This is a genomic window from Clostridiisalibacter paucivorans DSM 22131 (assembly GCF_000620125.1).
Lineage (GTDB): Bacteria > Bacillota > Clostridia > Tissierellales > Clostridiisalibacteraceae > Clostridiisalibacter > Clostridiisalibacter paucivorans.
In genome coordinates this window covers 64,608-79,777 of the sequence record NZ_JHVL01000001.1, presented here as the reverse complement: position 1 = coordinate 79,777, position 15,170 = coordinate 64,608, and the positions used below count along the sequence as shown (strand labels likewise).

At 35.0% G+C, this 15,170-nt stretch carries 6 protein-coding genes; 5 read left to right on the top strand and 1 reads right to left on the bottom strand.

Annotated elements, in window-relative coordinates:
* Positions 1 to 20 precede the first annotated feature (20 nt).
* Positions 21 to 1,406, bottom strand: coding sequence for a hypothetical protein (locus Q326_RS0100295; RefSeq protein ID WP_026893550.1), 1,386 nt, complete (start codon positions 1,404 to 1,406; stop codon positions 21 to 23).
* A gap of 182 nt (positions 1,407 to 1,588) precedes the next feature.
* On the opposite strand from Q326_RS0100295, the gene Q326_RS0100290 reads away from it, so the two are divergent.
* The 5 genes from Q326_RS0100290 (at position 1,589) to Q326_RS0100270 (ending at position 15,080) form a co-directional block, all read left to right on the top strand.
* Positions 1,589 to 2,743 carry an S-layer homology domain-containing protein gene (locus tag Q326_RS0100290; RefSeq protein ID WP_026893549.1) on the top strand — a complete coding sequence of 385 codons (1,155 nt, stop codon included), beginning with the start codon at positions 1,589 to 1,591 and terminating at the stop codon, positions 2,741 to 2,743.
* A 17-nt stretch (positions 2,744 to 2,760) separates the two neighbouring features.
* Positions 2,761 to 5,418 carry an Ig-like domain-containing domain gene (locus Q326_RS0100285; RefSeq protein ID WP_026893548.1) on the top strand — a complete coding sequence of 886 codons (2,658 nt, stop codon included), beginning with the start codon at positions 2,761 to 2,763 and terminating at the stop codon, positions 5,416 to 5,418.
* Positions 5,419 to 11,523 (top strand): IPT/TIG domain-containing protein, encoded by a 6,105-nt coding sequence (locus Q326_RS0100280; protein WP_026893547.1) that lies wholly within the window; start codon positions 5,419 to 5,421, stop codon positions 11,521 to 11,523.
* Between the two features lie 200 nt (positions 11,524 to 11,723).
* A complete protein-coding gene (locus tag Q326_RS0100275) occupies positions 11,724 to 13,379 on the top strand; it encodes a hypothetical protein (RefSeq protein WP_026893546.1) in 1,656 nt (551 codons plus the stop codon).
* A gap of 219 nt (positions 13,380 to 13,598) precedes the next feature.
* Positions 13,599 to 15,080, top strand: coding sequence for an S-layer homology domain-containing protein (locus Q326_RS0100270; RefSeq protein WP_034600649.1), 1,482 nt, complete (start codon positions 13,599 to 13,601; stop codon positions 15,078 to 15,080).
* Positions 15,081 to 15,170 lie beyond the last annotated feature (90 nt).

The window sequence follows — 15,170 nt, the reverse complement described above, 5'->3', positions numbered from 1 at the left end:
TCTACCTCCTGAAGTTTGTATTAATAATTATTTTCTATACTTCTCAGCATGATAATTAAGTCCATTATGTCTATAGACCCATTTTTGTTTAGATCCCATGAGGGATGCCACTGTGAATCATTTTGGTCTTTATGTAGATTATCCACTAGAATATTTAGGTCATCAAAATTTACCATATAATCATCATTTATATCAAAATATCCTTTATCATAGACTAACTGGGTATCTGATATATCTGTATCATCTGTGGATGCATATACATATTTACTTACGGTCTGGAATTTGTCATGACTAAATGTAAGGGTATATCTATCTTGGAATATATCTTCAAATATATAATGCCCCTCTATATCTGTAGAGGTGTCTTTTATATGTTCCCCATCCATATAATGTAGTTTTACATCAATATTGTTATGGGAGAGGGCATTTTTAAGTTTAGCAATACCGTGTATAATAACCTTTGGGTCATGGAAAAAATGCTTGAAATTTTCATCACAGGACCAGTTATTGTAATCAATAGGGCCTGTAAAAAACACATCATTTTCAGAGAAAAGGGGTCCGTCTTTACTTCCCCACCAGTTCTGTTGTGCCTCTAAGGGATATGTATCAGAATTTTCTAAGTAAAAATTTGAACATATTATACTATTACGATAAAAATTTATATAGTCAGTTAAGGAAGTAAGCAATTTACATGTATAACCATGAAATTTGTTTTTATATATATTGATATCCTCAGTATTATTTTCTATTGCAATGGTGCTATTTTCAAATGTATTGTGATGTATTTCTAGGGAACAGCTATTGTTGAGAATTTTAATTGGAGTCTTTATAAAGGTATTATCTGATATAGAGATATTTCCGTAAACATAGGATTGGACATCAATTTTTGGATAAGTAGTTTGAAATGTACATCTATTAATTGATATGTCTATGGGAGAGGAATTTTTAGATGAATTATTAATTGTTACTGGAATAATTTTTAGGAAGTGTATATTATTTAACCTTAGTTTATTACTGTTGCTTTCCAATAGTGTATTGGTGTCATTATTTGAACCTATATAGAGGTTTTCAATATGTAGAGCAGTGTCTTCAGCAGACCTTATTAGGGGATTTTGAGGGCAGAAAATAGAGGGTCGTCTCCCATCTTCTGTTATACCTATTATTTTTATGTCTTTTTCTACATATATGGGAGTGAAGTTATATGCATCTTTTAAATGGGGTCTTATATAGATAGTTCCACCATCAGTTACTCTTTCATATGCAGTGTCTAAATCTTTAATATAACCTACATAAGGAGCTATATATACTTCATCCATAAGTTCAGAAGTCGATGAAGTATTACTATATATAGGTTGAAACAGTATAAAACAGCATAAAAATATAAATATTGATTTTTTGACACGCAAGAAAAAACCACCTCCAAATATTAGAAATCAACAATATTATACAATATATTCCACAAAGATACAATGTAACCACTATAATATAAAAAAGGAAAGATTGACTTTAGAGTATGGTTGATTATTAAATTAATACTGAAGAAACCTTGGGAACTTGCCGATAATAATTGATAAGGAGGGGACTGCAAATGAGGAAGATAACATCAATAATACTAGCATTGATTGTAATAATGAATACCCATATATCCATGGCTATTACCCAGTATCAAGGGGTAAGTGGATATAAGGAATTACATAAAGGTATGGAATTTGTGGATGTATCAAATAGAGGGGACAAGGTGTCATTAAATAGACTGGTAGCATTTTCCATAGTCAAGGGTATGGGGAATGACAAATTCTATCCCAATAGAAGGGTCTCCAAGGAAGAAGCTATTGCATTTTTAGTCAGACTTCAAGGGCTTGAAGAAATGGCCCAGAAAGAGGGAGAAAACTTAATAGATAATACAGACACATCATACTATAGGATATTAGGACCTTCATACTATTGGAGTCTAGGATATATACAAACAGCTAAGAATAACGGTATAATAACTAGTGAGGAAGAACAATTGATAGAAAATATAAATGAATCAAATCAAGAGTCCTTAGAAATTCAATTGGAAAAACAGATGATGAATTATGAGAAAAATTTAGACATAACGGAAGAACAACTAAAAAATATAGAGGAACAGCTGAAATCTAAATTTGAAAAGGCATATACATGGCAAGGATATGTCAGTAGGGAACAGTTTTTTATATGGATGGCGAGGGTATTAGATATAGAACCTGTAAATGGAGAAAGTCAGAATATGGTGTATAAATACAGGGATTGGTCCCAGATATCTACAGCAAATATTCCCTATATTGAAGGACTCATAAAGGAGGGCATATTGGAGACAGACAATAAATTCAATCCCAAGGGTTCCATTACTAGAATAGAAATAGCCAGGGCATTGGATAAGGTATTGGACAAGGTGCTTTTGGACAGGGGATATAATATATATACTGGAGAGATAACAGATATAGATGATACTATAATAACGGAGACCAATACAAGCAATTATTCCAATGATACAGTAAATACGCTGAATCGTACCATAGAGGTAAAGAATGATAATTATATATTTGTAAATATTATAGCGAAGGAATCTCCAATACCTAGGAATGATATGGGATTTATAGTAGAGAAAAATGGAAGGACATATAGTCCCAATGTATTGAAAAAGGGATATTATATAAAATATTATGTGACGGAAGAAGGAAAAGTGGCATTTGCACAATTGGTAGATGAATTTATATTTTGACAAGGAGTGATTAACCCATGAATATTAAAAGGACTATGAGTATATTCTTATGTGTAATGATGGTGTTTTCCCTATTGCCCATAAACTATGGATATACAGGAAGTCTGGAGGACAGATTTCCCACATTTGAAAAGGCCACTTCAGATGAAGGTGGCAATCAACAGATTTATGATAGAGATACTACTTCATTAGGTACTGAAGGCTCTATCTATATTCATTTTGATAGGGAAATTAAATTGGCAGATAGTATAGATGACTTAGTAAATATATATGGCATAACTGAAGATGAATATATATTTGAGAATAGGTCAGGAACTATAGTGCCTGAAGGCATGGCAGTAGATAAGTTAGAAGATATGGACACGCTAAAGGATAAGGGCAAGGCTAAAGATATAGATGCCAATAATATAACTGTACTAGAAAATAATAAAAAAGTTATAAAAATAATATTGAAGGATATGGGATTAAAACCTTTTAATAAATATAAACTAGCTTTAGATAGGGATATAATAACTGATAATAATGGTCTACATCCTACAGATGATATAGTTTTTACATTTTGGGCAAAAAAGGCCAGCGATACTACAGTGCCCAAATGGAGTATAGATATAACTGATTGGAAGGAAGATGGTACACAGGATGATTTACAAAAAGATCAGAATGTAAGTACATATGATAAATACTATATAGAAAAGACGGATATATTTAGTGAAGAAGACCCATTGGTAATGACTTTTGAACAACGGGCATTGATTAACCATAAGGACAAAACTATACAAACTTGGCCCGAGATTGTGGAGAGAATATCCTATGATATTTTAAAGGAAATAACATTTATAGATATACACAATAATCAAAATATAGCTATAGATAAATACCAATTAGATACTAAAGAAGGAAAAACACAAATAAAACTATATCCATCTGTTGATGCAGGAAAGTCATATAGACTCATCATACCAGAGGATGTATTTATAACTGAAAGTGGAAAATCACCTAAAAAACTTCAAATAGATTTTACTACTAAATCAAGTGATACTGAAGATATAGGCATATATGATATAACACCTAATAAATTCAGTGTATTAGATATAAAAAAGGATATAGTTGAGTTTAATATAGAGGGATACAATTTCAATAAAAATATAGAGGGAGTAGTACTTTCTCCTAAAAGTGGTAATGCCACTGTTCAACAATCAGTATATTTGAGTGATGTATATTATTACAATCCCAATAGTATACAAGTTAGAATAAAAGACGAAGAAATAAGAAAGAAATTTAGTACAGAACAATGGACAGGCACATATGAAGTGCAATTGTCCGTTGCAGGAAAAACTGTAAAAAGTCCTGTGGATTTTGAAATAGCATCTAAAGGGATACCAGAAGTAATAGATAGATTTCCAGAGCATAGTCGAGATTGGATAGATGAAAACAGCTTAATAACTAAGAGGTACAATGGAGATACGAAATATTTTTTAAAGATTACATTTTCAGATCTAGATGGTACATTGGAATTTGACACCACCAATGGCCTCAATCAATTACAGGCATCTACAGTATATGCTGAAGGTGGAGATGTATCCTTTATAGATAGTGCATTTATTCAATCACTGGAACAGGGAGATATAGAACGGTATATATTTAGTAAGGGCATATCTTCAAAAGAGGCATATTTGTATATACCAGTGAAACCCCTATCACCTCAAACTAAATACAATGTAAACATATCTCCAGATATAGTTTATTATGCTGGAGGACAGTCAAGTGATAGTATTAATTGGAGCTTTACCACAATGGCTGAACCCACAGTATCTCAAGTATCTATAGGTAGTGTAGTAGAAGACTACGATGAAGACGAACCAATAATACTTAGGGGAGACTTCTTTTATGATGGTGTAGATGTATATTTCAATGATATTAGGGCAGAGGATATAGACATAAGGAGTGATGATCAAGGGACCTACTTAGAGGTATACTTACCCGATGGTAGAGATAGACTAGATCCAGGAACATACAAGATAACAGTGAAGAATGATAGAAATCACAGTACCTATGAATATGGTGCATTTAGTGTAGTGAAGTCGGGAGATTACATCCCCAATGAAGAGACTAGACTAAAAGAAGAAGATAGAAAGGGAGATGTACTGGCAAATGTGTCTGTAAATGAAGATACTATAGTCTTGGATTCTAAATATAGGGATGATAAAAAGGTTACCCTTAATCTAGATGAATTGATGGGTACAAATATCTTGACAAGGAAGATTCAAATACCAGGCAGAAGGGGAGAGTTGATAGGCGTATTACAGACAAAATCCCAATGGGCAGATATATTCCTATATGGAGTGGGACTATCTAGTAGCAGTAAAAGGGCAGATATAACTATAACAGTGGGTAGAACCAATCCCCATATGGAAAGTATGTTAAAGGAAAAATTAAAGGGAATAGATATAAAATCAGACTTTATAGAAGTATCTGGAGAAAACTTATGGCTACAATCAGTAGATATAAATATGCCCTTTAAAGATAGTGATGGTAGCAATATAAAGGTATATAGATATGATAAAGAACTGAAGAAATGGTTTAAAGAAAATGCCATGATAGACAAGGCAAAAAAGAATATAGTGTTGAGGTCTAATAATCAAGGAATATTTGTAGCAGTGGAGGTGAAGGAGTAGATGAATAACTTTAAAAAAATGGTATCTATTCTCATGATATTTGTCATATTAATTACTATGACACCCTGGGATAATTGGGGACATGCCTTTGACCCCGATAAGTTTACCATTACAGACATAACATTAGGTAGAACCTATGATAGAAACAGACAGATAGTAAAGACATATATCCTTATTGAAGGAACATATTTAAGGGATGCACAAGTAGGTATAATAACCGATGCAGGAGGTATAGTGCCCCTTAATAATAGGACATATAATTCTGAGGGAGCTATACAGTTTGAAGTGGATGGAGAGATAAAGGCCAGCAAGATTAAGATAGAAAGTAAAAAGGTCACATTGAATGAAAGTACCTCCATGCCCACATTGACAGGATTAGATAGAATAGCCCAAACAGGTACGGATTTAAACGTAACAGGTACTAATTTAAACCAACTTCAAGGGGCAGACCCTGTAGAGGTGAAGTTGAATGGCACGATTTTTTCAAATATAGATGTGACAGATGACCAAAATGCTACATTTAACGGTGTATCTGGAGATTTGGGATTGCAGGAAATTGTATTTACTAGGACATCTGTTGATGAGCAAGACTTAGCAGATACTGATGATGATATAAATATCAATATTAAATATACCTATCAAAATCAGTTTACCCTGACTCAACCGTTAGTGATAGATGACCTTCAAATGATACCGAAAAGGGGAGAAGTAGGAGATAAGGTCTTTTTTAAGGCAAAGGAATTAGATGAATATGATGTGTTTTTTATCAAGAATAAGGGAGATCTATTTGAGGTATCTAATAAAGCTGAAAACCCCATATTTAGGTCAAATGCAGAGGGAGATATAGATATACTCACAGTAGAAGTCCCAAATATTGAATTGGGAGAATACTATATATATTTAACCAATAGGACAAGTACCAATGATCCAATGAGTGAGATAACCCAAGAGAAACTATTAGATGATAAATTTAACGTGGTGGAAGGAAAAAGAAAGGCAACCATTATAAGTGTGCAACCTGATTCGGGCCCTGATTCAGGGTCAGATGCTACTATATCAGGCCAATATCTAGGAACGCTAAATATAGATGGACTTTCACTAAATGATTCTAATTCAACTAAAAGCATAAAGGATACAGCGGAGGGGCCAGAGATAGAATTGGTCTATGGAAAAGGAGCTTACAATGGAAATGCCGTAAATAAAGTAATAAAAAGAGTAAAGGTAATAATAGGAAATAGAGCAGACTTTAAAGATAAGGAATCAACATTCAATAAGGACTTAGATAGATTGAAAATAGTTATTCAACCTGTTACCGATGCAGAGATAGATGCCACTAAGGATGTGGTGGTAGAGACTATAACAGAACTCTATGAAAATAAAGCCGATACTGAACCCACATATATCTTTACAGATAGGGCAGAATTGTTAGATGGATATACATTTATACCCAGTAAGATAGAGCCAGAGATAGAGAGTGTAACTCCAGAAAAGATTCAAGTTACAGGTACTTCAGGAGATTATGAAATTCCTGAAGACAGGATGTTTGCTATACATGGTGAAAATTTTATGATACATAAATTTGAAAATAACGAAGGAAAGGTAATCACCAGATATCCAAAGATAATCGTTGGAGATATAGTATTAGATAAAAATACTGAAGATGGTATAGAACTAAAGGTAATAGATGCCAGTGGAGATGTATTAGATGGTTCCAAGGAAAATGAAATAGGAACAAAGATAATAGTAACTATACCTAAAGGAAGAAGTGTGGATGATATAGGGAAGGCACCAGTAACTGTGATCAATCCCGTTAGAAACTCAGAGGAGGAGGGGCTTTCTGTTACTGAGCCAGATATGGTTGAATTTGTAGATATAGGGGCAGAAAAGAGCCCTGTAATAGAGAGTGTAATCCCCGATGTAGTTACCATAGATGGTGGAGAAAATGTCACAATAAATGGTAGTAATTTTCAAGATGGAGTAGTGGTATATATAGATGGAGAGGAAATTAACAATATAGATAGGTCTGGAGATGGTAAAACTATAACCTTTGTTGCTCCACCAGGAAGGGAAGGAGATACACAGTTGCAGGTTATGAATCCAGAGGGAGGAATGGATACAGTACCATTTTACTATGTAAAGACCTATACTAATCCAATAATAACTGATTTTACTCCAAAAGAGGGTAATACAGGGACATTGGTTATTGTTACAGGAGATAATTTCCTAAAATCAGACCCCACCACATCCCCTTCAGAGTTAGAGGGGAGTGGAAATATAAGGACAGGGATCTATAAATTGATAGGAACTAGGGTGCTGTTAGAAGGAGAAGATATAAATGAATACAATTTAGATACTGACAACAATATAACATTAGCACAGTATAGTTTTTCAAATGGAGATAGATTATTCTATAAAGATACCGATGAAAATGGTGTTACCGATGTAAAGGTTCAAGATTATTACAATAGTTTGATATTAAAGGACCAATCAAAGGAAAATTTCTATACTATAGAGTTGACTCCCCAAAGAAATATAGTATTATCAGATGGAGTAAATAACAGCTATGAGATAGTGTTAGACGGTGAAGATATAAGGGCAGAAAAGGTAGGGGACAAAACTTATGATTTAGAACAACAGAGTGATAGTATAATCATAAAAGATGGAGATACAGAGATAGTTACATTAGATATGAAGACCCCTTATAAAGTCGATGGAGAAGGTCAAATAGTAGGAAATAAAGTAAAGGTAGTAGACAAGAATAAACTACATTTTACTGTGCCCATATTGAATAAGGGAGACGGATATTATGATTTGACTGTCCAGAATCCAGATACTAAAAAGGATAGTAGGATAGATGAAGATGGATTCCGTTATTTTACCCATCCCAATTCGAAACCTAAGATAACAGCCATAGATCCCACCGAGGGCTCCACCGAAGGAGGATATAAAATAAAAATCATAGGTGAAGAATTTAAAGATATAAGTACAGAGAAGAGTACAGTATATATAAATGGTATAGAGATATCCCCAGATGATACAGAGGTATCTATAGATGGAACAAAGATAATTGTAGTAGTACCCCCTTATCCAGGAGATTTAAGTGGAGAGTTGGGAACTGACAGACTATCGGTTCCTGTGGTAGTAATAAATCCTGATGGAGCCAATGCATCATTGGAGAAGGGCTTTACCTATATAGTACCTAGAAGTCATCCTGAAATAACTAGGGTATTGACCACAGAGGGGACTGCAGCAGGGGGAACTATAGTTGAGATCATAGGAAAAGATTTTAGATATTTTGAGCCTTGGAATGATGATGACAGGGATGGAGAAAGAGATGATGATGAGAATTATCAAGATTTAAATGGAAATGGTCAGTGGGAAGACTTTAGAGACTATCTCAAGGAAAATACATTGGACGATTTGAAGGAAGAATATGGAGAAAACTATGAAAATATAGTAAGACCTATATTGCCAAAAATATATTTCGGGCCCAATGAGGCTCAGATAATGGAGGCTTCCGATGGATACCTAAAGGTATTATCTCCTCCTTATGAAGCGGGTAAAGTAGATTTGTATATAGTCAACAATGATTCGGGTATATCCAATAAAGTCAGTTATAACTATATATCATCTAATCCATCCATAACCTCCATAAGACCAGCAATGGGTAAAAAGCAGGGAGGAGATAATGTAGAGATATATGGAAGTGGATTTGTAAAGAGCGAAGATTTAGATGTAGAAACAGCAAAAAATGGATTGCCACCAGAGACCTTAGTAAGATTTGGAGATACAACCAATAATGATTTACCTAGATTAGATGAAAATGGTGGTTTAATCAACAGCAGTAAGGCAACAGTAAATCTTTCAGGAAGATTGAAGGTAGAATACAATGGAATAACCGATAAAGCCACAGTATATATTACAGAGGAAGATATAGAGTATAGCAGAGAATTTGACTTTGATGGCAATACAAAATATATTGATACAAGATTGTTACTAGATAAAGATGACAATCCATATCAAGGACAAGAATTGATAAGATTAGAGATAAGGGATAGAAGGCTGTTTGTAGAGAGGGGATATGCCCCTGAGGTAGACTATATAGGGCCAGGGCAGCTAAAATTAATTACTCCATCATATCACGAAATAGGCATAGTAGATGTAACAGTGATAAATCCCGATGGTGGTACGGCCAGCACTGAATTTGAGTACAAAAATCCCGATAGTAGCCCTAGAATTATCAATATGACCAAGGAAGGGAAATCACCCCAAACAGCCATAATAGATGGAAAAGAAGTAAAGATACTTCAGATGACCTATAAGGGTGGAAATATAGTAAGTGTAATAGGAACAGACTTTAGAGAGAATGCAAAAATATTGATATCAGATATACTTACTATAGAGCCGGGACAAATAGACTATACATTACCCACAAAGATGACATTTACTATGCCATCAGTGCCAGAGGATGCAGTGGGTAACCTCCATAGGGTGACTGTACTAAATGAAGATTCGGGGCAACATTCTTCAGACCAATTGACACCACCCATATATATTCAATTTATAAAGGGAGAGACAGAGCCTCAAGTTGACAATATAGACCCAAATACAGGTCCAGCTACAGGAGGAACCAAGGTAAAGATAACAGGAAATGACTTTAGAGAAGGACTCAAGGTATATTTTGGAGGAACAGCGGTACCAGAAGACGATATAAATGTGGTAGATTATAAAACCATATATGTAATTACACCACCCCATGAACCAGGAACGGTACAGGTGAAAATAGAAAATAGTGACGGGTCTTTGGCTGAGTCCCCAGGTACATTTACCTATATAAGTGTACCTAAAATAAGGACTGTAGTAGACCCAGAAGATGAAACCGAGAGGAAAAAGATAGATACTATTTCCATAACTGGAGGAGAGACAATAAAGGTTAAAGGTACAGGGTTCATGCCTGGAGCCAGAGTGATATTTAACCCAGTATTGAAATCTGCCACAGGAGATGCACAGGGAGAGACTATATATATAGATGGAGAGCCTATGATTTTGGAATCAGGTAATGAAGGCACATCGGTGGAATTTATTGATTCCTCAACATTGACAGTAGTAACCCCTGAAGGCAAGATAGACACTCAGGGTATAATTGTAATAAATCCCGATGGAGGGGCCACTGATATATATGCTGATATAAGATATACCTTGCCTCAATTACAGGCACCGCTAAATGCCGAGGCAGAGTTAGTATATGACAGATATATAAAGGTACACTGGTCTCCAGTAGAAGATGCTACAGGATATGAGATATATGTAGTAACCGATGATGATCAGATGGAGTTTATAGGGTTTACAGAATTGACCGATTATATATATTATAATATCGAACCCAAAACTAGATACAAATTTGTAATAAAGGCTGTAGGAGATTTTGGCTCATCAGAGCCCTCAGACGAGACCAATAGAGTAAAGACAGGGTCAGATGTAGGTCCAGAGGATACCGATGGAGAGCTTGATGAAAATACAACAACAGAAAAGGTAGGAAACAAGGCTGTAGTAAATATAGGTACTAGAGATGCAGATGAAGAAATTACCATAGATTTAACAGAAGGAATATTGGCAGGGAGCACAGAAGTAAGTATAAGTATGCCAGCCGATGTAGTAACTGATGATGATTCAGAAGATATAACAGTTATAGGGTCAGATTATACATTTAAGTTTAATCCCAATATATTTGGCAGCAGCAATATGGAACAATATGATAATGAAAGTGATGCAGGTGTGAGATTTACCATATCATACGATTCTCAAATAACACAGCCCAAGGGAGAGCATCTGTTATCTAAAGGTATAAAATTATGGGCTGAAGAATATGTGGGCAATGAAAAAACCACAGTAAGTACTACAAAGCCAGGGTTTTATATGGCATTGGAATATGATAGACAGAAGGCAAATATGAGAAGAATAAAGAAGGTATTTATAAGTAGATACAATGAATATCAAGGTATATGGGAAAATATATCTACAGGAGAAATGGACCCAATAAATACCAGCATAGATGTAAACGGCTACAATCTAGGAAAATATGCTATATTTGGAACAAGAAGATAGTCTGTAGTAGAAGGATAGTTCGTAGTTAGTAGTAGGGGAACAGTTATTAGTTTTTAGTTCTCAGTTCTTGGTTCTTAGTTCTTAGTTGATGGTGGAAATCCTATAGATTTCTTCATTGAACTACCAACTACGGACTACGAACTACGAACTCTATAGACTACAGACTCAATGAACTAAAAAACAAAAGTGGGTGAAACAAAATGAAAAAAATAGTGTCATTAACAATAATAGGAATGCTTCTGATGGTATCTATAACCTCCCATGGGGCTATAATGTCACCCTTTAGAGAAGGATATATAGAGGGATATATAAAGGATATATCCGATGGATATATGAATATAGAGGAATATGGTGGTATGGAGTACAGACTTAGGGTACTAGATGATGCTACATATTATATAGACGATATCCCAGCATCTTTAAAAGACTTTAAGATAGGTATGGAGATATATGCAGAATTGAAGGGACGAAGCATATTAAAGATAGAGGGATATTCCACATCAAACCTTGGATATATCTCTCCAGGTGGAAAGATGAGACAAGGTACCATAACCAGTATAGACAGGAATCAAATAACCATAAAGAATATAATGGGAAAGGATGAAACATACTACTTTAATCCAACTACCATAATTCAACGAAATGGAAATAATGTAGATGCAACGACATTATATGTAGGTGACAATGTAATAATGTATTTTGACCAGATAAATACAGATGTAATAAGTAGAATGACTATTCAAGGGGAGTCCATAGAGGTCGAGGATATTTATAAGGGCCGTATAACTATGGTAGATAAATTAGAAGATGTCATTATGCTAGATGGAGTTGAGAGATTAGAAAATAATAAATGGCAGGACCTTCAATCCAGTATAAGGATATTATATACCACAGATTCCCCCATATATCTAGCGGGATATGAAGTATCACCGGCAAAGTTAGAATACTATAAGGGAAAAGATGTATATGTTGCCATCAAGGGATTTTTTGGTGAAAATAGGATAGAGAGAATGGTCATAAAAGACAGATATGAATCCAGTTATTCAGAAAAAATAGAAGATATAAACTGGTACACCGACACCTTTGAATTGGGCAACAAAAAAAATATAAGATTCAATGAAGGTACAATCATAGTAAAGAGTGGAAGATTGGTGGACAAGTACTCGGTAAATGGCAATTCAGATGTATTTGTTGTAGGAGATGGCAGGAATGGAGATCTAGTAGCCAGTGTTATAAACATATATAATGAAGATATAAACAACTCAAATGTAGGACAAAGCCATTTGTATAGTGGCAGGATGGATAAGATATTCCAAGATTCATTGACATTGAAGGATTTCTTCCTATTAGATAGAAATGAATGGGAGTCCTATGACGATGATAAGGAGCTTTATCTAGATAACGATACAAACATATATGATATGGAAGAGGGGGAAGAGTTAACCCTTAAAGAATTTTACTCAGGGGACTATGCTATAGATGAGGACAGTGACTATGCTGAAGATAAAAGGTTGAGAGATTGGCATGGATATGTATATACCGATGGCGATAGGGTAAGTGTAGTGGGTATACAAAAGAAGATGGACTCTTTACTTAGACAGAGGGTTACATTGGGAGTAGTCCAGTCTAAGGAGATAGACAACCTTACAGGTGAGACTATAACGATATCCAATGCCAAAGACTGGAGTGAAAGACATAATCAGTGGATGGCAAAATCGGTAAATTTAAAACTTATGATAGAAGACAGCTTGATAATAAAAGACAATAAACAGACAAATTACAATGCCATATCTCCAGGAGATAGATTATATATAATAAGAGACGATGCAAAAGGAAAAGTGATTATAGTTAAGTGATAGTTTTTAGTGAAAGGACAGCTCTTAGTTCTTAGTTCTCAGTTCTTAGGAAAGAAGGGGGCGCTAGTGCCCCCCTAAGAGCTAAGCCCTAAGAGCTAAGCCCTAAGAGCTAAGCCCTAAGAGCTAAGCCCTAAGAGCTAAGCCCTAAGAGCTAAGCCCTAAGAGCTAAGAACTAAGAACTAAGAACAAAGAACTAAGACCCAAGAAAGGATTGAAATTATGAAGAGATTAATTGCAATGGTAATATCTATGTTTATGGTATTGACCCCAGTAGCCAATGCAGCAGAGCTCATAGGTCTATCGGGGGGCGTGTACAATGAGTATGAATATGAGGAAGTAGTATTTGTCACGGGAGAGCCTATAAAATTTATGGGAGAAATGAAAGTATCTACTAGAGATCGAGATGATGAAAAGAAGATAAGCTATGACTTTGATTTACAGCCTGTGGATAGTTCCATAGAAGGGGAATTGAGTAGGAAGATTACCCTAGAGATAAAATATGACAAGAGGACAGATAAGGGACAAGAGATAGCCAATGCAGAACTTACTAAATATAGAGAAGATATAGAGATAGAAGGAGATGAATATGAATTAGAGGATTTTCAACTGTCCAAATCTGATGTAATAGATAAAAGGGCTGCCTCTGATTTCTTTTCAGGCAATATAAAGGGCAGAAAATACTATAGACTAAACGATGAACAGGGTAAAGTAATAGTAGACATAACGGGAGGAAATGTTGGCTATGAAAATTTTTGGGGAGATACAGAGACTCAAATAATGGACTATAGCATCACCTATACCGATGCCGATGACAGCGATATGTCATGGCAGGGAAATGTGAGGGCACAAGTGTCTGATAGTTTGACAAAAAAGATAAGATATAGTGATAACCAAGCCAATCTTTCCAGTTTCAATGGAGGATATATAAGGACTACAGAGAGGGAGATAGTATCTAAATATGACTATAATCTACCAGAATTCAATAGGGGAGAACCCGATGATAAAGACAGAGAGGTAGATGATATAGAACTATCTAGAAAGATGGTACCCAAGGTGGAAAGACTGATAGTACCTAAATTTAAAGATTTAGGAGGACATTGGGCACAGTCTTATATAGGACAGCTGTATTCTCTGGACATAATGGAAGAAGTATCTCAATTTTTCTCTCCAGATATACCTATGACTAGGGTGGAGTTTACTAAAGCAGTGATGAATGCCTGTAATATAAGGCCTTCATTAGAGGAAGAAAACTCATCAAGGAGGAGAAGGACATCGAGAAGGGATGAAGAGGATTCACCATTTATAGATATAACAACCGATGATGAAAATTATAAATATGTAAAAGAGGCATATGACAAGGGTATAATAGCAGGGGAAAATGTGTTTAAATTTGAGCCTAAAAAGGCATTAACTAAGGCACAAGCTGTAACTATGCTCATAAGGGCATTGGGATTTGACAGTAAAGCCCCAACGCCAGGATATTATACATCATTTTCAGATGATAGTAGGATACCCAATTGGGCCAAGGATAGTATATATGTAGCCAGAGAAATAGGGCTAATAACAGGAGATAGCAACAATAAAATATGGCCAGACAAGGAAATGACCAGAGCAGAGGCATCAGCAATGCTAGTAAGATTCCTAAAATTCCTAGAAAGAGATTTGCAGAAAGACTATAGAGAGAATATAATTTTATATTAGTATGTAGTTTGAGGTCTAGTTAGTAGTTAGTAGTTTGTAGTTAGTAGCTAGTAGTTGATGGAATAAGCAGAGAACCCAAATCTTTATTAT

Bases quoted from the DNA above. Each gene is read 5' to 3' on its own strand.
- Q326_RS0100290 (WP_026893549.1), top strand. From the start codon at position 1,589: ATGAGGAAGATAACATCAATAATACTAGCATTGATTGTAATAATGAAT.
- Q326_RS0100285 (WP_026893548.1), top strand. From the start codon at position 2,761: ATGAATATTAAAAGGACTATGAGTATATTCTTATGTGTAATGATGGTG.
- Q326_RS0100280 (WP_026893547.1), top strand. From the start codon at position 5,419: ATGAATAACTTTAAAAAAATGGTATCTATTCTCATGATATTTGTCATA.
- Q326_RS0100275 (WP_026893546.1), top strand. From the start codon at position 11,724: ATGAAAAAAATAGTGTCATTAACAATAATAGGAATGCTTCTGATGGTA.
- Q326_RS0100270 (WP_034600649.1), top strand. From the start codon at position 13,599: ATGAAGAGATTAATTGCAATGGTAATATCTATGTTTATGGTATTGACC.